The organism is Streptomyces sp. NBC_00341, from assembly GCF_041435055.1.
In the GTDB taxonomy this organism is placed as follows: Bacteria; Actinomycetota; Actinomycetes; order Streptomycetales; family Streptomycetaceae; genus Streptomyces.
In genome coordinates this window covers 8,728,866-8,754,817 of sequence record NZ_CP108002.1, presented here as the reverse complement: position 1 = coordinate 8,754,817, position 25,952 = coordinate 8,728,866, and the positions used below count along the sequence as shown (strand labels likewise).

The 25,952-nt window shown below is 73.0% G+C and carries 4 protein-coding genes; all 4 read right to left on the bottom strand.

Translation table 11 applies throughout. The features are described from left to right. Window positions 1-117 precede the first annotated feature (117 nt). Window positions 118-1,866 (bottom strand): thiamine pyrophosphate-dependent enzyme, encoded by a 1,749-nt coding sequence (locus tag OG892_RS38805; protein WP_371631537.1) that lies wholly within the window; start codon window positions 1,864-1,866, stop codon window positions 118-120. Between the two features lie 13 nt (window positions 1,867-1,879). Beyond that, complete coding sequence (locus OG892_RS38800) at window positions 1,880-3,463, bottom strand: FMN-binding glutamate synthase family protein (protein ID WP_371631536.1); 1,584 nt, start codon at window positions 3,461-3,463, stop codon at window positions 1,880-1,882. A 154-nt stretch (window positions 3,464-3,617) separates the two neighbouring features. Then, window positions 3,618-11,186, bottom strand: coding sequence for an amino acid adenylation domain-containing protein (locus tag OG892_RS38795; protein WP_371631535.1), 7,569 nt, complete (start codon window positions 11,184-11,186; stop codon window positions 3,618-3,620). Next, window positions 11,183-25,717, bottom strand: coding sequence for an amino acid adenylation domain-containing protein (locus OG892_RS38790; protein WP_371631534.1), 14,535 nt, complete (start codon window positions 25,715-25,717; stop codon window positions 11,183-11,185). Before OG892_RS38790 ends, OG892_RS38795 begins: the two co-directional genes overlap by 4 nt. Between the last annotated feature and the right edge of the window lie 235 nt (window positions 25,718-25,952).

Below are 25,952 nucleotides of genomic sequence, written 5' to 3'. Positions count from 1 at the left end.
GGTACCGCGACTCACCGGCAGCGCTCGCGAGCGTGACGTACGTGGAGACCATGGGCTGCGCGGGAGTCACGGCCCGACGCCTGTTGTGGAGGCAGGCATCGCGTCCGCCACGGCCTCTCAGCTCCGGTCGGACTCCCCCTGGCCGCGAGCGATCTCCTTCACCTTGGCGACGGCGTACCCCCAGCCCTGCCCCACCGTTGGTTTGGCCGGTACGGCGATCTCGTCGGGGTTGGTGAGTACGTCGAGGAGAACGGGCCCCGGTGTGTCGAGGGCTCGTCGTACCGACTCCTCCAGCTCGTGGGGGTCCGTCACCCGGATGCCGGTGATGCCCATGGCCGTGGCCACGGCGGCGAAGTCGGGGTTGTCCAGCTCGGTGCCGAACTCGGGCAGTCCCGCCTGTTCCTGCTCCAGCTTGACCATGCCGAGGCGCCGGTTGTCGAAGACGACCAGCTTGACGGGGAGCTTGCCGGTCTTGAGTGTCATGAGGTCGCCGAGCAGCATGCTCAGGCCGCCGTCGCCGCAGAACGCGACCACCTGCCGTTGCCGGTCCAGGCACTGGGCGCCGAGTGCGTGCGGCATGGCGTTGGCCATGGAGCCGAGGTTGTACGAGCCGAGCAGCCGCCGCTCACCGCGCATCTCCACAAACCGTGAGAGCCATACCGTGGCCATGCCGGTGTCGGAGGTGAAGACGGCGTCATCGGCGGCGAGCCGGTCGACCGTCGCGGCGAGTGCCTCCGGCCTGATGCCGTGTTCCGGGTTGTCGAACACCGCGCGGAGCCGCCCGGCCGTTCGCTCGTCGTGTTTCGGATCGGCCAGCCGGGCCTGGCCGTCACGCCAGGTCTCGAACTCCTTCCGGGCCTTGTCCAGGTGCCCCCGGTCGCGGCCTTCCCCGGCTCCCAGGCACGTGAGCAGATCGCGGACCGTGGCGGCCACGTCGCCGACGAGGCCGGCCCGGACCGGGACCCGGCGTCCGATGTGGGTGGGTTCGGTGTCCACCTGAATGACCGTGCGCCCCTCGGGATACCACTCGCGGTACGGGAAGTCCGTGCCCAGCAGGAGGAGCGTGTCGGCCTCCTGCATCGCGGAGGCCGCTGCCGGGTTGCCGATCAGCCCGGTCTGGCCGACCTGGAAGGGGTTGCCCTCGCCCTCGAACCCCTCCTTCGCCTTCAGGGTCAGCACCATCGGAGCGGCCAGACGGTCGGCGAGCGCCAGTACGTCCGCGCGGGCCGCGCGGGCGCCCTGGCCGACGAGGAGGGTCACGCGTCCGCCGCGCTCCAGGAGGCCGGCCGCGTTCCGGACGGCGGACTCCTCGGGCCGCGTCACCGCCCCGCTCAGGGAGAAGCGGGCCTTGCGGTCCGTACTCAGCTTCCGGTCGCCGATGTCACCCGGCACGGTGAGCACGGCAACGCCCTTGCGGCCCACGGCGTTGCGGACGGCCGCCTCCAGCAGCTGCGGCAGCTGATCGGGGGAGGAGACCGTGGCACGGAATACCGCGACATCGCTGAAGAGGGCATCGTTGTCGACCTCCTGGAAGGACTCACTGCCGATCTCCGCCAGCGGCACCTGTCCTGCTATCGCCAGGACGGGAGTGCGGCTCTTGGCCGCGTCGTAGAGCCCGTTGAGCAGGTGGATCGAACCCGGGCCGACGGTTCCCATACAGACGCCGAGGCGGCCGGAGAGCTGGGACTGGGCACTCGCGGCGAACGCCGCGGCCTCCTCGTGGCGGCAGCCCACCCACTCCACGTCCTCGGTGAGCCGGATGGCTTCTGTCAGTGGATTGAGCGCGTCTCCGACGACGCCGAACACCTGGTTCACGCCGAGTTCACTCAGTGCGTCGACGATGACGCGGGCAACGGTACGGGGCACAAGGTCCTCCTGGTCAGACTGTGAAGTGGTCGGGGTCTGCGGCTTTCCAGTCGGCAGCCCAGGACGAAGGGGGCGCGGCAAGAAGCTCTCCCGGCGCCAGCAATTCGTACATTTCGTCGAAGGAACGCAGCGTGTAGGGATCGACGCGTCGCTGCAGCATGTGCGGACGCAGGTGGTCCGGGTCCGTGACGCCCATGGAGGCCATGATCTGGAGCGCGCCGGCGACCGTCGCCTCCTGGAACCTCTGGACCCGCACCGACTTGTCGGCGACGTTCAGGGCGCGGGCGCGCCGAGGGTCCTGGGTGGTGACACCCGTGGGACAGGTGTTGGTGTGGCAGCGCTGCGCCTGTATGCAGCCCACGGCGAACATCATCGCGCGGGCCGAGTTCGCGTAGTCGGCGCCTTGCAGGAGCCTCTTGACCAGGTCGGACCCGGTGGCGATCTTGCCGCTGGCGCCGATCCTGATCCGGTCCCGCAGTCCGGCGCCGACCAGGGCGTTGTGCACGGTGAGCAGACCCTCGGTGAGGGGCGTGCCGATGTGGTCGGCGAACTCCAGCGGCGCCGCGCCGGTGCCGCCCTCGGCCCCGTCCACGATGATGAAATCAGGTGTCGTCCCCTCCTCCACCATGGCCTTGCACACGGCGAGGAACTGCCGCCGCGAGCCGGGGCAGAGCTTGAATCCCGCAGGTTTGCCGCCCGCCAGTTCCCGCATCCGTGCCACGAAGCGGACCAGTTCACGCGGTGTGGAGAACACCCGGTGGTACGGGGGCGAGGTCACCGTTCTGCCCTGGGGCACACCTCGTACCCGGGCGATCTCCGCGTTGACCTTCGCCCCCGGCAGCACACCGCCGATGCCTGGCTTGGCGCCCTGGGACAACTTGAGCGACACGCACTTCACATGGTCGTGCGCTGCCTTTTCGGCGAACTTCCCGGCGTCGAAGCCGCCGTCCTCGGTCCTGCACCCGAAGTAGCCGGTGCCGATCTCCCAGACGAGGTCTCCCCCGGGCCGCAGGTGATAGTCCGACATGCCGCCCTCGCCCGTGTCGTGGGCGAAATTGCCGCGTGCCGCACCGGTATTGAGTGCCAGGACCGCGTTTGCGGAGAGTGAGCCGAAGCTCATGGCGGAGACGTTGAGCAGTGCCATGTCGTACGGCTGGGTGCAGTCGGGGCCGCCGATCCTGACCCGCGGTGGTGTCTCGGGAACCTCACACGGCGCCATCGACGGGACGAGGAATTCGTGGCCGGGCCGGTAGACGTCCCGCTCCGTACCGAACGGCTCCTCCGCGTCCGTGCCCTTCGCACGTTCGTACACGAGGCTGCGCACGTCCCGGTCGAAGGGGCGGCCGTCGTAGTTCCGCTCCACGAAATACTGCTGGAGTTCGGGGCGGATCTTCTCCAGGAGGAAACGCGCGTGACCGATCACGGGATAGTTGCGCAGCACCGAATGTCTGCGCTGGGTGAGGTCCCACATCCCGAGCAGGCCCAGGAGAGCGAGCAGTACAGAGGCGGTCCACCACCACGGTGAAATCCATACCGCCGCGCTTCCCGCCCCCAGAGCCGCGAGCAGTGTCAGACCAACAGAACCGATTCGTATCACTACAGTCGGGTTGCCCGGTCCAGGCAGCTCACGCCACCGGGCTCCCCCAAGAGAGTCCAAAAGATCGCCGGACGGTCTGCCCCGCCCCTGCCGGCTTTCTCCGGCACGGTGACGCCGCCTCGGCCCGGGCATCGAGGCGGCGTCCCACCGCCCGCTACGACGTGGCGGGTGCCGCCGGAACGGGCAGGTAGCCCGTTGCGTGGAAGTACGTCAGGTAGCGGACCAGGATCTCGTCGGTGAGGGGTGTCCGGTGGATGCCCACGGCCGCCGCGGCTCCGGCTGTGCGGCGGGAGTCGAAGCGGCGAAGGTCCTTGGCCTCGGGCCGGCTCCGCCCCTCGTCGCCGAGGAACAGTTGCGCCGCGTTGTCGGGCTGCGCGGCTACGCGGGCCTGCCACTGCGGCGCGGGTACGGTTCGCAGCTCGTGCCCGAGCCGGGCGGCCGCTTCGAAGACGCGGTCCAGGCCCGGCGCGTCCGGGTTGGTGAGGTGGTACGTCTGCGCACCGGCCGGGCCGGACAGGGCGAGGGCCACGACCGCGGCGCTGACGTAGTCGACGGGCACCCAGCCCGTCGAACCGTACGGCAGGTCGGGCACCGCTCCCGCCTGGAGGCAGCCCTTGATGAGCTGCCAGAGCAGGTCGCGGTCCTGGCAGGCTCCGGTGGTGGTGTCGCCGCTGATCCGGCCGGGGCGGTGGACGGTCACCGGCAGGCCGCGTTCGCGGGCCAGGCCGACGAGTCCTTCGGCGACCCACTTGCTCTGCCCGTAACCGTCGGGCAGTCCGGGCGCGGGGCCCGTCGGCGTCGACTCCGTGATGGTGACGGGATCGGGGCCGGGCGCAGGGGCGTACACGCCGGTGGTCGAGATGTAGTGCATTCCGGGTGAGGCGGAGTCGGCGAGCAGACGCAGGAGCTCTTCGGTGCCGGCCACGTTCGCGTCGCGCAGGTCACCGTACGCGGCGGCGAAGTTGACGCGCGCGCCGTTGTGCAGGACCGTGCCGAGGCGGCGGACCAGGGCGGTTCTGTCCTCGGGTGACAGGCCCAGGCCCGGGGCTGCGAGATCGCCCGGAACAGCGTGGATCAGGTCCTCGTACCGGGGGCGCCACAGGCCGTAGCGCTCCAGGTTGGCGCGCAGCCGGTGGGCGGCGCTGTGGCTGTCCCGCGCCCTGACGAGGCAGTCGACGGGCCCGTCCGTCGTCTCGATGAGGTCGCGCAGCAGGAACGCGCCGAGGAAGCCGGAGGCGCCGGTCAGAAGGGGCCGGGCGGACGGACGCAGGGGCCGGCGCGGGGCGGGCAGGAGGGACTCGGCCTGCCGGCGGGCGCCCGAGATGTCCGCGGCCAGCCGGACCTCGGCGGCGAGGTCCGTCGTGACGGTGTCCGCCTGGTCCTCCTCCCCCGTGGTGCGCCCCAGCAGACGGTCGATCCCTTCGGCGGTGGGTGCGGCGAACAGGGCCCGCAGGGAGGGGCGTCGGCCGCATCGCTCGCCGATCCGCCGGGCCAGGGTGACGGCGAGCAGGGAGTGGCCGCCCAGGGCGAAGAAGTCGTCCGTGACGCTCACCTCCGGCACGCCGAGCGTCTGCGCGAACACCTCGCACAGTGTGCGCTCGCGCGCGGTGCGCGGTGGGCGGCCGCCTGTCGGAGCGGCACGGTGGGGGGCGGGCAGTGCGCGCCGGTCGGTCTTCCCGTTGGGGGTGACGGGCAGGGCTGTGAGGCTGAGGTGGGCGGCGGGGACCATGTGGGCGGGCAGGCTCGCCGAGAGGTGTGCGCGCACCTCGTCCTCGTCCGGGCCCGGCGTGCCGTCCGCGGGCACGGTGTAGACGACGAGGCGCCGGTCGCCGGGCCGGTCCTCGCGGACGGTGGCGCAGGCCGCGGCCACCCCGGGCATCGCGGCGAGGACCGCCTCGATCTCGCCGAGTTCGATGCGGAAGCCGCGGAGTTTGACCTGGTCGTCGACGCGGGAGACGTAGACGAGCTCCCCCTCCGCCGTCCAGCGCACCAGATCGCCCGTGCGGTACATGCGGCCCCCGGTGCGGTCGAACGGGTTGGCCAGGAACCGGGACGCGGTGAGCGCGGCGCGGCCGTGGTAGCCGCGGGCGACCCCCGCCCCGGAGACGTACAGCTCACCGACCACGCCGGGCGGTACGGGTGCCAGCCGGTCGTCCAGGACGTGGACCGTGGTGCCGTTGACCGGGCCGCCGATGGGCACCGTGCGGTCGGGCGCCAGCGGCCCGTCCGCGTGCTGGCAGCCGCTCATGGTGGCGCAGACGGTGGTCTCGGTGGGTCCGTAGGCGTTGACGAGGAAGCGGTCGCGCGCCCAGGCGTGTACCAGGGCGGGCGGGCATGCCTCACCGGCGAGGACCATGGTGGTGCCGGCGGGCAGGGAGTCCGGCGGCATCACGGCGAGTGCGGCGGGTGGCAGGGTGAGGTGGGTGATGCCGCGCTCGCGGACGAGCGCCGCGAGGGTGGGGCCGGGCAGCAGTGCGTCGCGCTCGTCGATCTCCAGGCAGGCTCCGGAGAGCAGCCCCATGCACAGTTCCCAGAACGCGGCGTCGAAGCTGACGGACGCCATGTGCAGGACCCGGCTGCCCGGGGTGACGTTCAGCCGGTCGCTCTGAGTCTGTGCCATGGCGCCGACGCCGCGGTGGGTGACGACGACGCCCTTGGGCCGGCCGGTGGAACCGGAGGTGTAGATGACGTATGCGGGGTGTGCCGGGTGCGGAGCCGTGCCGGGGCGGGCGGTTGTCGGGGCGTGGTCGCCGAGCTGATCGGCGTACAGGTGCGGCACCGCGGTCCGGGGAAGGCGGCGGTGGATCGCGGGAGTGGTGAGGAGCAGGCGGGGAGCGGCGTCGTCGAGCATGTACGACAGGCGCTGGGCCGGGTAGTCGGGGTCGAGCGGTACGTAGGCCGCTCCGGTCCTGAGGACGGCGAGCAGGGCCACCACGAGGTGGTGGGTGCGGGGCAGGGCGACGGCGACGCGGTCCTCGGGGCCGATGCCCTGTGCGGCGAGGTGTTGGGCGAGGGTCTCGGCGCGGGCGTCGAGTTCGCCGTAGGTGAGGGTGGTCGCGGCGTCGCGGACCGCCGGGGCGTCGGGGGTGCGCCGGACCCACTGCTCGAAGAGCGCGGGAACCGTCGACGCGGGGTGGTGCTCGGCGGGCCCGGTCCCCCAGTCGGTGAGGCGGGTGCGCTCGGCGGCGGTGAGTACGTCGTAGGTGTGCAGGGGGCGCTCGGGGTCCGCGGTGACGGCGTCGAGCAGCAGGACGAGCCGGTCGGCGAGGCCGCGGACCGTCGCCTCGTCGAAGAGTTCCGTCGCGTAGTCGACCGCTGCCCGCATGCCGTCCGGGGCGCCGCTGTCGTCGTACGTCTCGGTGAAGGTGAACGACAGGTCGAACTTGCTGACCCCGGCGACGACCGGTACGCCGCTCACGGTCAGGTCCGGCAGGTCGATGGCGGCAGCGGGCGCGTGGTTCTGCAGGACGAGCATGGTCTGGAAGAGCGGGTGGTGGCTCTGTGAACGCGTGGGGTTGAGCAGTTCGACCAGACGCTCGAAGGGGACGTCCTGATGTGCGTACGCGGAGAGGTCGGAGTCCTTCACGCGGTCGAGCAGTTCGAGGAACGTCGGGTCGCCTGTCAGGTCCGTGCGCAGCACGAGGGTGTTCACGAAGAGTCCGACGAGCTCCGAGGCGGCTTCGTCGGTGCGTCCGGCGACTGCCGTGCCCAGCGGGATGTCGTCGCCGGCGCCGTGCCGGGACAGTACGGTCGACAGGGCGGCCTGGAGGACCATGAAGGCGCTGCATCCGCTGGTCCGGGCGAGTTCGGCGACCCGCCTGGAAATGATGGGGCCGACGGCGAAGTCGTAGGTGGCTCCGGTGTGCCGGGGTACGGCCGGGCGCGACCGGTCCCACGGCAGTTCGATCATCTCCGGAAGGCCGTCCAGTGCGGCTTTCCAGTAGTCGAGTTGGCGCGATACGAGACTGTCCGGGTCGTGTTCGTCGCCGAGGAGGCGGCGCTGCCAGAGGGTGTGGTCGGCGTAGTCGACAGTCAGCGCGGGCAGTGCGGGTTCCTCCGCGCGGACCCGGGCCCGGTAGGCGGCGCCCAGGTCGTGGACGAGAGGCGCGAGGGAGGATCCGTCGGCGGCGATGTGGTGGATCACGAGCACCAGGACGTGGGCGTCGTCGGCCAGGCGCAACAGGGTCGCCTGGAGCGGGAGGCGGTGCTCGATGTCGATCGGCTCGGCCGTGGCGGCATTGATCCGGTGGCGGATCTTGTCCTCGTCGATCGCCTCCCAGGCGAACGGGGACCGGACGTCATCAGGGGCGGTGATGTGCTGGTGCGGTCCGGTGTCGCCTTCGGGGAAGACCGTGCGCAGGGCCGCGTGCCGCCTGACGACGTCGTGCAGGGCCAGGCGCAGGGCCTCCGTGTCGAGCGGTCCGTCGATGCGTACGGCGAAGGGGATGTTGTACGTGGCGGAGGGGCCTTCGAGCCGGTGGAGGAACCACAGGCGCTGCTGTGCGTACGAGAGGGGAATCGTGGCGGGACGTTCCTGCGGGGTGAGGGCGGGGCGGGGCGGGCGGCCCGATTCCGCCAGGGCGGTGGCGAGTGCGGCGACGGTGGGGTTCTCGAAGAGGGTGCGGATCTCGGTCTCGGTGTCCAGGGCGGCGCGGACACGGCCCACCAGGCGGGTGGCGAGCAGGGAGTGGCCGCCCAGGGCGAAGAAGCTGTCGTCGATGCCGACGCGCTCCACGCCGAGCACGTCGGCGAAGAGACCGGCGAGGATCTCCTCCACTGCGCTGCGCGGCGGCCGGCCCTGCGCGGCGGGCGGGCCGTCCGGCCTGGGCAGGGCTGCCCGGTCGAGCTTGCCGTTGGGGGTCAGCGGCAGCGTGTCGACCGGTTGGATGACGGAGGGCACCATGTAGGCGGGCAGGTGGTGTCCCACGTGCGCGGCGAGCAGGTCCGGGTCCGGGGCGGGCCGCCCGGGTGCGGGGACGACGTAGGCGGTGAGGGTGCGGTCGCCGGGCAGGTCCTCGCGGACCAGGACGCAGGCGGCGTGCACCGACGGCTCTGTGCGGAGCACGGTCTCGATCTCGGCGGGCTCGATGCGGTGGCCGCGGAGTTTGATCTGCTGGTCGGACCTGGCCACGTAGTGTAGGAGGCCGTCGGCGTCGCGGCGTACGAGGTCGCCGGTGCGGTACATGCGCTCCCCGGCTTCGGAGAACGGGTCGGCGACGAATCGGGTGGCGGTGAGGCCGGGCCGCCCCAGATAGCCGCGCGCCACTCCGGCGCCCGCTATGTACAGCTCGCCCTCTGCGCCGGTCGGTACGGGTCGCATCGCCGTGTCCAGGACGTAGGCGCGCATGCCGTCGAGCGGCCGGCCGATCGACGCCGCACCGGTGGGAGCGTCGCCGGGGCCGACGGGGTGGACGGTGGCGAAGGTCGTCGTCTCGGTGGGGCCGTATACGTGCAGGACGGTGGTGCCGGGGTGGGCGGCGGCGACGCGTTGCAGCACGCCGGGTGCGGCGGCCTCACCTCCGGTGGCCACCGTACGCAGCAGGCCGAGGGCGCCCGGGTCCGCTTCCGCGAGGACGTTGAACAGGGCCGTCGTCAGGAACGCCGACGTCAGGCCGTGCCGGGTGACGAGGTCCCTGAGCACGGCGGGCTGGAGCGTGCCCTCGGGCGCCACGACGATGCGGCCCCCGTTGAGGAGCGGGGCCCAGATCTCGAACGTGGAGGCGTCGAAGACGTACGCCGAGTGCAGCAGGACGGCGTCGGCCGCGCCGTCCTGCCAGGCCCGGTGCGAGGCGAGGGCGGTCACGTCGGCGTGGGTGACGCCGACGCCCTTGGGCAGGCCCGTGGAGCCGGAGGTGAACATCACGTACGCGAGCCGGGCGCCGCCCGTGACCGCGGGGAGAGCGCCCGGACCGGCCGGGCCACCTCGCTCGACGCGGCCGGCGGCGTCGATGCTCAGCACGGCTGTGTGCGGGCCGAGTTCTCGTACCCAGGGGTGCGTGCGAGTGCTCTCGTCGACGATCAGGACACGCACGGCGGCCACCTCGGCGACCCGGCGGAGCCGTTCCACCGGCCAGCGCGGGTCGAGGGGCACATAGGCGGCGCCCGCGCGCAGGGCGGCCAGGGAGGCGGTGACGGTGGCGGCCGACCGGGCTACGAGGATGCCGACGCCGTCCTCTGCGCCGGTCCCGGCCGCTGCCAGGGAACCGGCGAGACCGTCCGAGAGGTCACAGAGCTGCCGGTAGGTGAGCTGCTCGCCCGCGCCGGACACGGCCACCGCGTCCGGGTGCCGGGCGGCGTACCCCGCCACTGCGTCCGGGATGCTCATGTCCAGTGCGTCGGCGGCCAGGTCGGCGCCGTACCCCTGGGAGAGCAGTGTCTCGCGCTCACCGTCCAGGAGGACGGGCACGCCGTCGGCGGGGCGGTCGAGCCCTTGCGCCATCACCGTCAGCAGGCGCCGCATGCGGGCGACCGTCCGGGCGACGTCGTCGTGGTCCAGGACGGCGGCCCGGTAGCCGAAGGTGATCCTCAGGGTGTCGCCCGGGGCGATGGTGAGGGTGAGCGGGTAGTGGGCGGCGTCCGTACCGCTGAATCCGGTGACGGCCAGTCCGGGCAGTCCCCGTTGTGCGGTGCGCAGGGCCTCGTCGTCCATCGGGTAGTTCTCGAACACGGTGAGGGTGTCGAAGAGTTCGTCCAGTGCGGTGACGCCCCGGATCTCGCTCAGGCCCACGTGCTGGCTGTCGAGGAGCCGGCCCTGTTCCTCCTGGAGCCGGGTCAGGAGCGCGGCCAGGGTTTCGCCGGGCTCCGGGCGGAGCCGTACCGGCACGGTGTTGATGAACAGGCCGATCATCGACTCGATGCCGGGGATCTCCGGCGGCCGGCCGGACACGGTGGCGCCGAACACGACGTCGGGGCGTCCGGTGAGGTGGCCGAGCAGCAGGCCCCAGGCGCCCTGCACGAGGGTGTTGAGGGTGAGGCGGTGGGCGCGGGCCGTCTCGCGGAGCCGGGCCGTCGTGGCCGCGTCCAGTTCGAGCACCAGGGTTTCGGGCAGCTCGGCGGAGTCCGGCGCGCCCGCGCGGCCGGGTCCGGCGATCAGGGTCGGCGCCTCGATCCCCGCCAGAGCGGTGGCCCAGGTGTCCAGCGCGGCCGCGCGGTCCTGCTGGGCGAGCCAGCCGAGATAGCTGCGGTAGGGGGTGACGCGCGGCAGGGCGCTGTCGTCGCCCCCGGTCGCGTACAGCTCGAAGAGCTCCCGCACGAGCAGGGGCATCGACCAGCCGTCGAACAGGATGTGATGGCTCGTCATGACGAGGCGGTGGCGCTGCGGAGCGGTGCGCACCAGGGTGAACCGCATCAGGGGCGGGGTGGTCAGGTCGAAGCGGCGGGTGCGGTCGGCGGCGAGGAACGCGGTGAGGCGTTGCTCTGTCGTGCCCGTGGAGTGCGTACCGGTCAGGTCGAGTTCCTCCAGTGGCACCGGCACCTCGGCGGCTACGGCCTGCACCGGCTCGTCCAGGCCCTCGTGGAGGAAGCCGACCCGCAGGTTGGCGTGCCTGCGCAGCAGGCTGCCGATGGCGGCGCGCAGCACGGGGACGCCGACGGGGCCTTCGAGGTCGAAGACGAACTGCGCGGTGTAGACGTCCACGGCGTGCGAGTCGTACAGGGCATGGAAGTGCATGCCTGCCTGAAGCGGCGTCAGCGGTAGTACGTCCTCCAGCTGGAAACCGGTCACTTGCGTCCACCCCACTTGTTCTGCAGTCGGTCGATCTGGGCCTGGTTGAGCGATACCAGGGGAAGGTCGGACGGCGTGTAGCCGCCCGCGTCGGGCCGTTCGGCGTGGTCCGCGATGGCGCGCAGCGCCCGCGTGAACGCGTCGGTCAGCACCCCCACGTCCTCCTCCTTGAGGAGGTCGCTGGGCCAGGTCCAGCGGGTCACCAGTCGCGGCCCTTCCGGCAGGTCCTCGGTGTGCGCGTTGATGTCGAGGACGTGGTGCACGGGCATGTCCGGGTCCTGGCCGCGCGGCCCGCCGCCGTCGAGCAGTACGTCCCAGTCGGCGCCCGTTCCGCCGTCCGGCGCGCCGTGTGAAGCGGCGTACCGTCCGAGGTAGTTGAAGCCGATCTGGGGCTCTGTCCCGGTGGTCAGCCGGGGGCGGGTCGCCGGGTTGAGGTGGCGCAGCATTCCGTGGCCGACGCCGTGGTCGGGCACGGCCCGCAGCTGTTCCTTGACGCGTTTGACCGCCCGTTCGACCAGTGCGGCGTCGAAGCCTCCTGGTCCGCGGGCGTCTACGGGTCCGGGGTCGAGCCGGACGGGGTAGAGGCTGGTGAACCAGCCGACGGTGCGGGAGAGGTCGATGTGGTCGGCGATCTGCTCGCGGCCGTGGCTCTCCAGGTCGATGAGGACGCCGGTGCCGGCGGGCCGGGACGCGCCGGGGCCCGCGTCCCGTTCCGCCCGCCAGGTGCGGACGGCGAGGGCGAGGCCCGTGAGCAGGATGTCGTCCACACCCGCGTGGAAGGCGCCGGGGGCGGTGGTGAGCAGCGACTGTGTCCAGGTGGCGGGCAGGTGGGTAACGAGGGTGCGGGTGCCGTCGGCGGTGTCCAGGTGTGGGTCGAGCGGCCGGTATCCCAGTTGGGGGTCCGGGGTGCTCAGCACGCCCTGCCAGAGGGGCAGTTCGGCTTCCCGTTCGGTGCTCCGCGCCTGGGACGCGAGGAGGTGCGCCCAGCTTCGGTAGGACGTGGTGACGGCGGGCAGGGCGGCGGCAGGGCTCTCTCCTACGGTGTCGGCTTCGGTGAGGGTCTGCCACGCGCGGGCCAGGTCCGCGGCGAGGATGCGCCAGGAGACGGCATCGACGGCGAGGTGGTGCACGACGAGCAGCAGCCGGCCACGGGCGTGCGGTCCGGCGTCGCACCAGACGGCTTCGAGCACGTTCCCTTCTGCGGGCCGCAGCCGCTTGCGTACCTGTTCGCCGGCCTCTGTGGTGGCGGCGCGGGCGGCTGCCGCGTCCAGACCCGCGATGTCGACGCGGGTGAAGCGGCGACGGGCCGGGACGGCGCCGGGTGGCAGGGCTTCGAGGACGGGTTCGCCCCCGGCCGGGCGGGTGATGCGCAGACGGAGCATGTCGTGGTGGTCGATGAGGAGTTGGAGGGCCGCGACGAGCGTGTCCTCCTCGGCCCCCACGGGCGTGCTCAGTACTCCGGACTGGTTGTAGCCGTCCGTGGTGCCGGGCCGCTCCAGGAGCCAGGCGGCGATGGGTGTCGGCGGCATCTCGCCGGTGCCCTGGTCGGCCTGCGCGGCGGTGTCCTGGTCGAGCGCGGTGGCGGCGGCCGCGATGGCCTCGGGGGTGCGGTGGACGAAGACGTCGCGGGGTGTGACCCCGAACCCCGCCTCCCGGACCCGGCTGACGAGCTGGATCGAGAGGATGCTGTCGCCGCCGAGCGCGAAGAAGTCGTCGTCCGTGCGGACGGCCGGGGTGCGCAGGACGGAGGCGAAGACGTCGCACAGGACCCGTTCCTGCGGTGTGCGCGGCTGCCCGCCCGGCCGGGTGGCGGCGGGGCGCGCCGGGGCGGGCAGGGCCCTGCGGTCGGTCTTGCCGTTCGGCAGGAGCGGCAGCGCGTCGAGGGCGACGAAGACGGCGGGCACCATGTACGGCGGCAGGGCGGAGGCGAGCCGGGTCCGCAGTTCGCTGTCCGTGAGGGGCTCGCTGTCACCGCGCCGGTCCGCAACGGTGTAGGCGACCAGGCGCCGCTCCCCCGGCCGGTCCTCGCGGACCAGGGCGCAGGCGGCGGCGACGCCGTCGAGCCCGGTGAGCGCGGCCTCGATCTCGCCGAGCTCGATGCGGAAGCCGTGCAGCTTGACCTGGTGATCGGCGCGCGAGACGTAGGTGAGCAGGCCGCTTGCGTCCCGTTTTACGAGGTCTCCCGTGCGGTACATGCGGCTGCCGGCGGGGCCGTAGGGATCGGCGACGAACCGGGTGGCGGTCAGGGCCGGGCGACCCAGGTAGCCGCGGGCGAGGCCTTCACCGGCGATGTGGAGCTCTCCGGTGACGCCCGGCGGTACGGGCCGGAGCCCGGCGTCCAGGACGTAGGCGCGGGTGTTGTCGACGGGGCGCCCGAGCGGCACGCCCGCCTCCCCCGCCGTGGTGGCCTGCTCCCCGCTCCGGTGCTGGTGGGCGGTGGCGTCGATGGTGGTCTCTGTGGGGCCGTACAGGTTGTGCACCTCGACCCGCCAGGCCTGTCCGGCGCGCTCGGCCAAGGACATGGGCAGGGGTTCGCCTCCGCACAGGACGGCTCGCAGCGTCTCGGGCGCCTCCTCCTGGCCGGTCTCTGTGAGGACGACCGAGAGGTGCGAGGGCACGAACTGGGCGAGGGTCACCCCGGCGTCGCGCATGCGGGCGAGCAGGGCGGCGGGGTCGTGGTTGGCGGCGACCGGCACGGGGCAGGTGGAGCCGCCGTGCAGCAGCGGCAGCCAGGTCTCCCAGACCGAGGCGTCGAAGCTCGGGGAGGTGCGTGCCAGGACCCGGTCGTCGTCGATGAGCGCGAGGTGACCGGCCATCCAGGCCATGTGGTTGGTCAGGGACGCGTGGGTGACGACGACGCCCTTGGGGCGGCCGGTGGAGCCCGAGGTGTAGATGACGTACGCCGCGTCGAGCGGGGCCGGTCCGGCGCCGGGCGGGGCCCCGCGCCCTGTGGACCAGGCTGAGCGGACGTCCAGCGCGAGGCAGGGGACGGACGCCGCGTACCGCGCGGCGCGGGTGCCGTGGGTGAGGAGCAGCGCCGGGCGGGCGTCGTCGAGCATGTAGGTGATCCGCGCCTCGGGGTACTCCAGGTCGACCGGCAGGTAGGCGGCCCCGGCCTTGGCCACCGCCAGCATCGCGACGGCCTGGTCGGCCGTGCCTTCCAGGGCGAGGGCGACGAGGTCGCCGCGGCCGATGCCCCGGTCGTGCAGATGGTGTGCCAAGTCGTCCGAGAGGGAGTCCAGTTCACTGAAGGTGAGCCGGTGCGCGCCGTCCCGCACGGCGATCGCCGCAGGGGTTCTGGCGGACTGCCCGCGGAACGCCTCGGGCGCGGTGCGCGCGGTCGGGGGCCGGGCGGTGCCGTGTGCGGCCCGCTCCAGGCTCTGCCGCTCGGCCGTCTCCAGGACCTCGACCGCGTGGACGCGCCGGCCGGGGTCTGCGGAGAGCGCGGTCAGGAGGCGGGCCAGACGTGCGGCCAGGGCGTGAGCGGTGGCGGGAACGAAGAGTTCGGTGGAGAACTCCAGGATGCCGTCGAGTCCAGCGGGCCGGCCCTCGCCGTCGCGCGTCTCGGTGAAGGTGAAGGTCAGGTCGAATTTGCTGATGCCGGTGTGCACAGGCTGCCCGGTCACCGTGAGACCGGGCAGGTCGACGCTGGTGTCCGCCTGGTTCTGGAGGACGAGCATGGTCTGGAACAGCGGGTGGTGGTTCTGGGCCCGCACCGGGCTGAGGGCATCCACCAGCCGTTCGAACGGCACGTCCTGGTGGGCGTAGGCGGCGAGGTCGAACTCTCTTACTCGGTCGATGACTTCGGCGAAGGTGGGGTCTCCGGACAGATCGGTGCGCAGGACGAGGGTGTTGACGAAGAAGCCCACCAGATCGTCGAGTGCCTCGTCGGTGCGTCCGGCGACGGCGGTGCCGAGCGGGATGTCCTCACCGGCGCCGTGCCGGGAGAGCAGAACCGACAGGGCCGCCTGGAGCACCATGAAGAGGCTGCTTCCGCGGGACCGGGCGAGTTCCGCGAGGGCCCGGTGGGTGTCCGCGTCGACAGGGAAGGCGAACGCTTCGCCGCCGTACGCCGTGACGGCGGGGCGCGTTCGGTCGCACGGCAGGTCGAGCAGGTCGGGGGCTCCGGCGAGTGCGGTGCGCCAGAAGTCCAGCTGGCGGGCTGCCTGGCTCGACGGGTCGTCCTCGGCGCCGAGCAGCGCGCGCTGCCACAGGGTGTAGTCGGCGTACTGGACGCCGAGTTCCGTCCAGGCCGGCTCCTCGCCCTCGGCGCGTGCCCGGTAGGCGTCGCCGAGGTCGCGGGCGAGCGGGGCGAGGGACCAGCCGTCGCCCGCGATGTGGTGGACGAGCAGCACGAGGATGTGGGATTCGGCGTCGAGCCGGAGCAGCCTTGCCCGCACGGGTAGTTGGGTGCCGATGTCGAAGGTGTGCGCGACCTCGGCGGTCAGTACCTCGTCCAGGCGGGCGGGGTCGGTGTCGCGGGGGCTCAGGTCGAGGTCGGCACCACTGGCGTCGAGGACCAGCTGGCGCGCCACGCCGTCGGTCTCGGGGAAGACGGTGCGCAGGCTCTCGTGGCGTTCGACGACGTCCGCGAGGGCGCTCTCCAGGGCCTCCGCGTCGAGCGGGCCGTCCAGGCGCAGCACCAGCGGCACGTTGTACGTGGCGCTGGGCCCCTCGAACCGGTTGAGGAACCACAGGCGCTGCTGGGCGAAGGACAGCGGCAGCGGATCGGGTCGCTGCGGAGCACGCTCCAGCCGGTTCCTGGCCTTCTCCGCACCGTCCAGTGTGGCGGCGAGCGCGGCCGGTGTGGGGTGCTCGAAGACGGTCTTGACCTGGACCTCGACGGAGAGCGCGGTGCGGATGCGTGCGGCCAGCCGGGTGGCGAGCAGGGAGTGGCCGCCCAGGGCGAAGAAGTCGTCGTCGGCACCTGCCCCGTCGAGGCCGAGCACATCGGCGAAGAGTCCGCAGAGGATCTCCTCGCGCGCGGTGCGGGCGGGGCGCCCGCGGACCGGCGCGTGGTGCGCGGGCCGGGGCAGGGCGCCCTGGTCCACCTTCCCGTTCACGGTCAGCGGCAGGGCCTCCAGCAGGACGAACGCGGAGGGCACCATGTAGGCGGGCAGGGACCGGCCGACGGCTCGGGCGAGCTCGGCGGGTTCGGGGCGCGCCCCGCCCGCGGGCACCACGTACGCGACGAGCCGCCGGTCGCCGGGGGTGTCCTCGCGGACGACGGCGAAGGCGTCGGCGACGCCCTCGCAGCAGGCCAGCACCCCCTCGATCTCGCCGAGTTCGATGCGGTAGCCGCGCAGCTTCACCTGGCTGTCGGCGCGGGTCACGTAGGCGATCTGTCCGTCGCGGGTCCACCGCACGAGGTCGCCGGTGCGGTACATGCGGCCGCCCGACGGGTCGAACGGATCGGCGACGAACCGGGTGGCGGTCAGGCCGGGGAGGCCGGTGTACCCGCGTGCCACGCCGCGTCCGGCGAGGTACAGCTCGCCCGTGACGCCCGGCGGGACCTGGCCCAGGGAGCCGTCCAGGACGTACAGCCGCATGCCGTCCAGGGCGCGCCCGATGGGTGGCGGACCGGACGGCAGGCCGGCCGGCACGTCGTAGCGGGTGGCGAAGGTGGTCGTCTCGGTGGGTCCGTACACATGGAGGACGCGCGTGCCGGACGCGGTGCCCGCGACCCGCTGCATCGCGTCCGGTGAGGCCAGTTCTCCTCCGGCGCAGACGAGGCGGAGGCCGGTGAAGGCACCCGGATCGGTTTCGGCGATCACGTTGAACAGGGCCGTCGTCATGAAGACCGCGGTCACTCCGTGCTCCTGCACGGCATCGCCGAGAGCGCCGGCCTCCAGGACGCCGTCCGGTGCGACGACGATCGTCCCTCCGTGCAGCAGCGGGGCCCAGATCTCGAACGTCGAGGCGTCGAAGACGTACGCCGAGTGCATCAGGACGGCGTCGGCGGCGCCGCCCTGCCAGGCGGAGTCGGCTGTCAGCGCCACCACGTCGGCGTGCGTGACTCCGACGCCCTTGGGCAGGCCGGTGGAGCCGGAGGTGAACATGACGTAGGCGAGGGCGCCGGGGCTCCGTACGGTTGCGGGGTGTCCCGGCTGCTCGGGCGCGCCGCGGAGGATCCGGCCGAGCCGGTCCACGACCACGACCGGAATCCGGCGCGCGGTCTGTACCACCCAGGGAGAGGCGAGGGCGTCCTCGTCGACGACGAGGACCCGCACGGCTGCCACTGCGGCCACCTGTTCCAGCCGCTCCGCGGGCCAGCGCGCGTCCAGCGGGACGTACGCGCCGGCCGCGCGGACCGCGCCCAGCGACACCGTCACGACCGCCGGTGACCGGGAGAGCAGTACGCCGATCCCGGTCTCGGGGCGGACGCCCAGGCCGGCCAGGGCGCGGGCCAGGTCGGCGGAGGCCAGGTCGAGTTCGGCGTAGGTGAGGGCGCCGCCGTAGCCGGTGACGGCCACGGCGTCCGGTACGCGGTGGGCCTGGGCGGCGAAGAGCGCGGGCAGGGTGGCGTCCTCGGTGTGCGCGGGCAGAGCTCCGCCGGTGCCCCGGTGTGTGACGCGGGCGTGCTCGTCCGGTGTCATCAGGTCGTAGCCCGTCAGGGGCAGGGCGGGGTTCGCGGCCGCCTGCTCCAGGAGCCGGACCAGGCGGTCCGCGAGGGCTTCGACGGTGGACCGGTCGAAGAGGGCGGTGGCGTACTCGATCCCGGCGCTGAGGCCGCCGTCGTCGCGTTCCTCGTCGAAGGCGAAGGTGAGGTCGAATTTGCTCAGCCCGTTGTGGACGAGCCGGCTCTCGACGTTGAGGCCGGGCAGGCCGGGGAGGGCGGTCTCCTGGTTCTGCAGGACCAGCATGGTCTGGAACAGCGGGTGGTGGTTGCGCGCCCTGACGGGGTTGACGCTCTCCACGAGACGCTCGAAGGGCACGTCCTGGTGCGCGTAGGCGGCCAGGTCGAATTCCCTCACGCGCAGCAGGAGTTCGTGGAAGGTCGGGTTGCCCGACAGGTCCGTGCGCAGGACCAGCGTGTTGACGAAGAACCCGACCAGCTCCTCCAGTGCCTCGTCCGTGCGGCCGGCGACGGGTGAGCCGAGCGGGATGTCGTCCCCCGCGCCTTGCCGGTGCAGCAGGGTGGCCACCGCCGCCTGGAGCACCATGAAGAGGCTGCTTCCCGACTCCCGTGCCAGGCGCAGGAGCCGGGCGTGGAGGGCGGGCGGAACGTCGAAGGTGTGGACGGCTCCTGAGGGGTCGGTGGTGACCGGGCGCGGCCGGTCCAGGGGGAGGTCGATGAGGCCGGGCAGTCCCGCGAGGGCGGTGTGCCAGTGGTCGAGTTGCTGCCGCAGGACGCTCTGCGGTGCGACGCCGTCGCCCAGGGCGGCGTGCTGCCAGAGGGTGTAGTCGGCGTACTGGAGCGGGGTGCCGGCCGCCGGTTCGGGCTCCCGGCCCGTGAGACGGGCCTCGTAGGCCTCGCCGAGGTGGCGGGCGAGCGGGGCGAGGGACCAGCCGTCGCCCGCGATGTGGTGCAGGACGAGCACCAGGACGTGGTGGCCGGGCGCGGACCGCAGGAGGAGGGCGCGCAGCGGCGGGTCCGTGACGACGTCGAACGGCTCGCGCACGGCGGCCAGGACGGCGGCCTCCAGATCCGCGGGTGCCGTGCTCACGACAGGCAGCCGGGGTGTGGCGGTCCCGGTGGGAAGGACCACCTGATGGGGAACGCCGTCGCGTTCGGGGAAGAGGGTGCGCAGCGCCTCGTGCCGCTCCACGACATCACGCAGCGCGGCACGCAGGGCGTCGGTGTCCAGGGCCCCGTCGAGTTCGAGGACGAGCGGGATGTTGTAGGCGGAGCTGGGTCCTTCGAACCGGTTGAGGAACCACAGGCGCTGCTGCGCGAAGGACAGCGGCAGCGGATCGGGCCGCCGCGCCGCGGGTACGACCGGCGGGTGGGCCCGGCTCCGGGTGTCCAGGACGCGGGCCAGGCCCGCGACGGTCGGGTGCTCGAAGAGGGTGCGTACGGCGATCTCGGCACCGAGGACGGCGCGGACGCGGCTGACGACGCGCATGGCGAGGAGCGAGTGCCCGCCCAGCTCGAAGAAGCTGTCGTGCGAACCCACCAGGGGCCGCCGCAGAACGTCGGCGAAGATGCCGGCGAGCAGGCCTTCCTGGAGGGTGTGCCGCCCCGCTCCGTCGGTGTTGTCCGAGCCCCGCGGGGGCTCCGGCAGGGCGCGCCGGTCCACCTTGCCGTTGGGCAGGAGCGGGAGGTCGTCCAGGATGACGACGGCACCGGGCACCATGTAGTGCGGCAGGTTCTCGGCGAGGGCGTCGCGCAGGGTGACGGGGCGCTGGGCCGGGTCGCCGGTGACGGCGTAGGCGACGAGGCGGCGCACGCCCGGTGTGTCCTCACGGATCACGGCACAGGCGGCGGTGACGGCGGGCATCGCCAGCAGTGCGGCCTCGACCTCGCCCAGCTCGATGCGGAAGCCCCGCAGTTTCACCTGGTCGTCGGCGCGTGCGACGTAGTCGAGCAGACCTTGGTGGTTCCAGCGCACGAGGTCGCCCGTCCGGTACATCCGCGCGCCCGCCCCGTCGAACGGGTCGGCGACGAATCGCGCGGCGGTCAGGCCGGGGCGGTCGAGGTAGCCGCGGGCGAGGTTGGGACCCGACAGGTACAGCTCACCGGTGACGCCCGGAGCGACGGGCCGCAGCCGGCCGTCGAGGACGTAGACACGCATGGTGTCGACGGGGCGGCCGATCGGCACGGTCTCGTACGGTGTGCCGGACTCCGCGTGCCCGCCGTCTCCCGGCACGTCGATCCGGTGGGCGGTGGCGTCGATGGTGGCCTCGGTCGGTCCGTAGAGGTTGTGCACCTCGGCCCGCCACAGCTCGGCGACCTCGTCGGCGAGAGCGCGCGGCAGCGGTTCGCCGCCGCACAGCACGGCGCGCAGGCCGGGGAGCGGCGCGGCGTGCGCCGCCTCGGTGAGCACGAGGGTCAGGTGGGAGGGGACGAACTGGGCGACGGTGACGCCGAATCGGCTCATCCAGGAGACCAGGGCGCGGGGTTCGGTGTTGGCCCCGTCCGGCAGCAGGCAGACTTCGGCGCCGTTCATCAGCGGGAGCCAGAGCTCCCACACGGAGGCGTCGAAGCTGGAGGAGGTGCGGGCGAGCACCCTGTCGTCCGGAGTGATCGCCAGGTGCCCCGCCATCCAGGCCATGTGGTTGGCCAGTGCGGCGTGCGAGACGACCACGCCCTTCGGGCGGCCGGTGGATCCCGAGGTGTAGATGACGTACGCGGGGTCCGCCGGGTGGGGTGTGTCCAGGATGCGCCCGGCACGGCCCGTGACCGGAGCGGCCGGGGTGTCGAGGGCGAGCCAGGGTACGCCGCAGTCGGACAGCTCGGCGTGGACGTCCGTGGTGGTGAGCAGCAGGACGGGGCGGGCGTCCGCCAGCATGTGGCGGATGCGGGCGGCCGGGTACTGCGGGTCGACCGGCAGGTAGGCGGCGCCGGCCCGCAGCACGGCCAGCATGGCGACGACGGTGTCCACGGAGGGCGGCGCCGCGATGGCCACCCTGGTCTCACGGCGCGCGCCGCGTTCGCGCAGGAGGTGGGCGAGGGTGTCGGCGCGTGCGTCGAGCTCGGCGTAGGTGAGGCTCGTGTGCGCGTCGCGCACGGCGAGGGCACGGGGTTCGCGCGCGGCCCGTTCCCGGACCGCTTCGGTGACGGTACGGGAGGGCAGGGGCCGCTCCGCTCCGCGTCCCCGCGCCAGGAGGCGGTCCCGCTCGGCGGGGGTGAGCGGGTCCAGGTCGCTGATGGGCCGGCCCGGGTCTGCCACGGCCAGGGTGAGGACGTGGGCGAACCGGGCGCTCAGGGCGCGCGCGGTGGCGGCGTCGAAGAGGTCGGTCGCGTACTCCAGGTAGCCGCGGATGCCTCCGCCGACGTCTGCGGCGCCGGGCAGGGGGCCCGTGGCGGCGCTCCGCGGCGGGTCGGCCTGTCCCCCGGTCCCGGCGGGTCTGGTGACTCCGGCGGATCTCGTGCTCCGGGATTCTTCTGCGGGTCCCGTCACTTCGGTGAGAGAGAACGTCAGGTCGAACTTGCTGCCCCCGCGGTGCCGCGACCGGTCGTGGACGGTGACGCCCGGCAGATCGAGACTCGTACGCTCCTGGTTCTGAAGGACCAGCATGGTCTGGAAGAGGGGGTGGTGGTCGCCGGACCGTTCGGGGTTGACGGCCTCCACGATCCGCTCGAAGGGGATGTCGCCGTGGCTGAGGGCGGCGATGTCGAACTCCTTGACCCTGTCGAGGAGTTGCCGGAACGGCGGGTCGCCTGACAGGTCCGCGCGCAGGACGACGGTGTTGACGAAGAACCCGACCAGGTCGTCCAGGGCCTCGTCGGTGCGTCCGGCCACGGCGGTGCCCAGCGGGATGTCGGAACCGGCGCCGTGGGTCTGAAGCGTCACGGCGAGGGCCGCTTGGAGCACCATGAAGGGCGTGCAGCCGGCGGTGCGGGCGAGCCGGGTGAGGTCGGCGTGCGCGGCGGCGGGCAGCTCGAAGGGGACGGCGTCGCCCCGGTGGCTGGGCACGGCCGGGCGGGGGCGGTCGAGGGGCAGGTCCAGCAGGTCGGGGGCGCCGTGCAGCGCCTCCTTCCAGAAGTCGGCCTGTCGGGCGCCCAGGCTGTCCGGGTCGCTGTCGTCGCCGAGCAGCCGGCGCTGCCAGAGGGCGTAGTCGGCGTACTGCACGCGCAGCGGAGCCCAGTCCGGGCCGCCGCCGCCCGTGCCCTCGCTCCTGGCGCGGTAGGCGGCTGTGAGGTCGCGGCTGAGCGGGGCGAGGGACCAGCCGTCCGCGACGACGTGGTGCAGGACGAGGACGAGGACGTGGCGGTCGGTCCCCAGGCGGAGCAGATGGGCCCGGATCGCGGTGTCGCCCGCGAGGTCGAAGGGTGCGGTGGTCAGGTGACGCACCGTCTCCTCGGTCCAGCTGCCGGCGTTGTCGTCGGCCCGGGGCTGTTCGACGGCGAGGGGGACGAGCGAGGCGGCGGCGTCCGCGTCCAGGACTTCCTGGCGGGCGACGCCGTCGTGCTCGGCGAAGACCGTGCGCAGGCTCTCGTGCCGGGCGACCACGTCGGCGAGGGCGCCGCGCAGGGCGTCCGCGTCCAGGGGGCCGTCGAGTTCGAGGACGAGCGGGACGTTGTAGCTGCTGTCGGGGCCCTCCGCCCGGTTGAGGAACCAGAGGCGCTGCTGCGCGAAGGACAGCGGCACCGCTTCGGGCCGCTGCTGCGGGGAGAGGACGGGCCGGGTCGCACCGGCGGTGTCCAGGACCGCGGCGAGGGAAGCGACGGTGGGGTGGTCGAAGAGGGTGCCCAGGCCGAGTTCGGCGCCCAGGGCCGTCCGCACCCGGCCGGTGAGACGGGTGGCGAGCAGTGAGTGGCCGCCCAGAGCGAAGAAGTTGTCGTCGATACCGACCGCCGCCACGCCGAGGATGTCGGCGAAGAGACCGGCCAGGACCTCCTCGTAGGGGGTGCGCGGGGCACGGCCCCCGGCCGTGACGGCGCGGGGTGCGGGCAGAGCGCGCCGGTCGACCTTGCCGTTGGGGTTCAGGGGCAGTGCGTCCAGCGTCACGAACGCGGAGGGCACCATGTACGCGGGCAGTGCGCGGCCCACTCGGCGGGCCAGGGCGGAAGCGTCCGGCCGGGTACCGGGAGCCGGTACGACATAGGCGACGAGCCGGCGGTCGCCCGGTATGTCCTCACGGACCACGACGCAGGCGGCCCGTACGTCCGGGGCGGCCAGCAGGACGTTCTCGGTCTCGGCCGGCTCGATGCGGAAACCGCGGAGTTTGATCTGGCCGTCCGCCCGCCCGACGTACTCGATGTCGCCGCGAGCGCTCCAGCGCACGAGGTCGCCCGTGCGGTACATCCGGCGGCCCGACGCGTCGTGCGGGTCCGCGACGAACCGGGTGGCCGTCAGCGCGGGGTTGCCCTGGTAGCCGCGGGCGACGCCGTGGCCGCCGACGTACAGCTCCCCCACGACACCGGGCGGCACCATGGCGAGGGTGTCGTCCAGGACGTACAGGCGCATCCCGTCGAGGGCCCGGCCGATGGGCGGAACGCCCCCGATACCGGGGGCGACCGGGTGGCGGGTGGCGAAGGTCGTGGTCTCCGTGGGGCCGTAGACGTGCAGGACGCGGGTGCCTGGCGTCGCGGCGGCCACCCGCTGCATCAGGTCCGGCGTCGCCGCCTCACCGCCGGCGGCGACCATGCGGAGCCCGGCGAACGCGGCCGGGTCCGCCTCGGCCATCACGTTGAACAGGGCCGTCGTCAGGAACAGCGCGGTGACTCCGTGCCGCTCGACCGTGTCGTGGAGGCCCCGTGCCTCCAGGACGCCGGGGGGCGCGACGACCACGCGGCCGCCGTTGAGGAGCGGCGCCCAGATCTCGAAGGTGGCGGCGTCGAAGACGTACGCCGAGTGCATCAGCACCGCGTCGCAGACGCCGCCCGTCCAGGTGCTGTCGGCGGCCAGCGCGAGGACGTCGGCGTGGGTGACGCCGACACCCTTGGGGAGTCCGGTGGACCCGGAGGTGAACATCACGTAGGCGAGCCGGTCACCGCGGATCGTGCGCGGCAGCGGTCCCGGCCGCGGCGGGGCGCCGCGCAGGACACCGCCGAGCGCGTCGAGGACGATCAGGGGCAGACCCGCGGCTGTCTGCTCCCGCACCCAGGGCTGCCGGGCCGTCGCCTCGTCGGCCACCAGGGCGCGTACGCGGGCCGCTTCCCTGACGCGGTCGAGCCGTTCGCCGGGCCAGGCCGCGTCCATCGGTACGTACGCCGCTCCGGCGCGGACCGCGCCGAGCGTGGCGCAGAGCACGGCCGCCGAGCGGCCGACGAGCACGCCGACGCCGTCCTCGGCGCCGATGCCCCAGCCGGCCAGCGCACCCGCGAGGTCCTCCGCCGCTCCGGCCAGCTCCCGGTACGTGAGCGTGTCCGCGCCGTCCACCACGGCAGGGGCGTCGGGCGTCCGGCGGGCCTGCGCGCCGAAGGCCTCCGGCAGGCTCGATGCCACGGCCTCCGGCGGCATGGCGGCACCGCGCCCTTGTGCGCGGAGGGCCTCGGTGGCGGCCTCGTCGAGGAACGGCAGGTCGCACAGCGGGAGGTCGTGGTCCGCGTCGGCGAGAGCGGACAGGAAGGAGACGACGGCCTGCTGGAGCAGCCGCACGTCCTCCATCCCGTAGAGCTCCGGGCTGGCGTCGAATCCGATCAACGGCCCTTTGTCATCGGCCCGTTCCGAGACGAAGAAGGACACGTCGTCGGCCGGTCCGACGGACAGCACGCGGGAGGCGCCGGGGCTGCCGGCGAAGTCCAAGTCGTAGTCGTAGCCCATGATGTTGACGACGACACCGGTGAGGCGGGCCGCGCCGTCGGCCATGTTCAGCTCACGCGCCAGCTGTTCGCGGGAGAACCGGCGGTGCCGCAGGGCGCCGCGCATCTCGGCGGCGACGGCGCGTACGAGGGAGCTGACCGTCATCTCGGGGGTGACGGTGAGGCGCAGCGGCAGGATGTTGGAGGTCATGCCGACGATGTGGCGGAGTCCGCTGTGACGGCCGTTGGAGGCGAGGCCCACGGTGACGTCCTGCGTTCCGGTGGCCCGGCCGATGTAGGCGGCGACCGCGCTCACGAGGACGGCGCTCCACGTGGTGCGGTTGGCGGAGGCGATCGTGCGCAGGCCGTCGAGGACGGCGACGGGCAGCGCATCGCCGGTGTGCAGCCGGATCTCCGGTGCGTCGAGGGTGACCGGCGCAGGAGCGTCGGTGCGCCGGCGGATGAGCGCCCGGCCGGCGTGCGTGTCAGCAGTGCCGTGGGGGTCCGATGCGGCGCGATCGGCGGCCAGGTCCGCGAATCGGCCGGTCCAGTAGGCGCGGTCGGCCTCGTAGCGGTCCGATTCGAGGTAGGCCGCCTCGTCGGCGACGAGACCGCGCAGGGACGCGGCGGGCACCTCGGCCGTGTCGAGGTTCTCGCCCCGCACCGCGCGCCCGTAGAGGTCGGCCACGGTGCGGGTGAAAACGGAGCCGCCGAGGCCGTCGACGGCTATGTGGTGGAACCTCACGTACCAGTAGTGCAGTCGGTCGCTGATGCGGAGCAGGGCGAAGTGGTGGGACGGGGCCTCGATCGTGTCGACGGCGGCCATGTCGTCGGCCAGGTAGCGTTCGACCGCGCCGATGGGGTCGTCGGCATCGGACAGGTCGACCCGGCGGAGCAGGCTGGTCGCGTCCGGGGAGCGGCGGACGACACGCTGGCGGACCGCGCCGTCCTCGGTGACGAACACGGTGTTGAGGCTGTCGCACAGTGCGGCGGCCCGGTCGAGCGCGGCGGCGAATAACACCTCGTCGAGGCCGCCCCGAACCTCGACGCATTCCCCGATGTTGTATTTGGGGCTCTGTGGATCGACCAGTTGCCCGTACCAGACCCCTTGTTGAGCCGCGGTCACCCCGAACAAATCTTCGGAAACAGGGCCTGAGGAGTCGGAGTTGTTTTCGCGCATGCCGGATCACACCTTCGGGGAGAGTTTTTACGGGGGGACGAAGAGGGCGCGACAAAATCGCCCGCGCCGACGCATCGCCTTCAGCCGAAAGCGGGCAGATGAAATCAGAGAGAAACGTCGCCGAACCCTTGGCATCGATACTGATGGAGCCCCTGCCGACCCAGTGGATCGGCAGTCACTCCATCGACAGTCACTCCACTGACCTCACATATCGAGGACGATCCGCCAGGCAGTC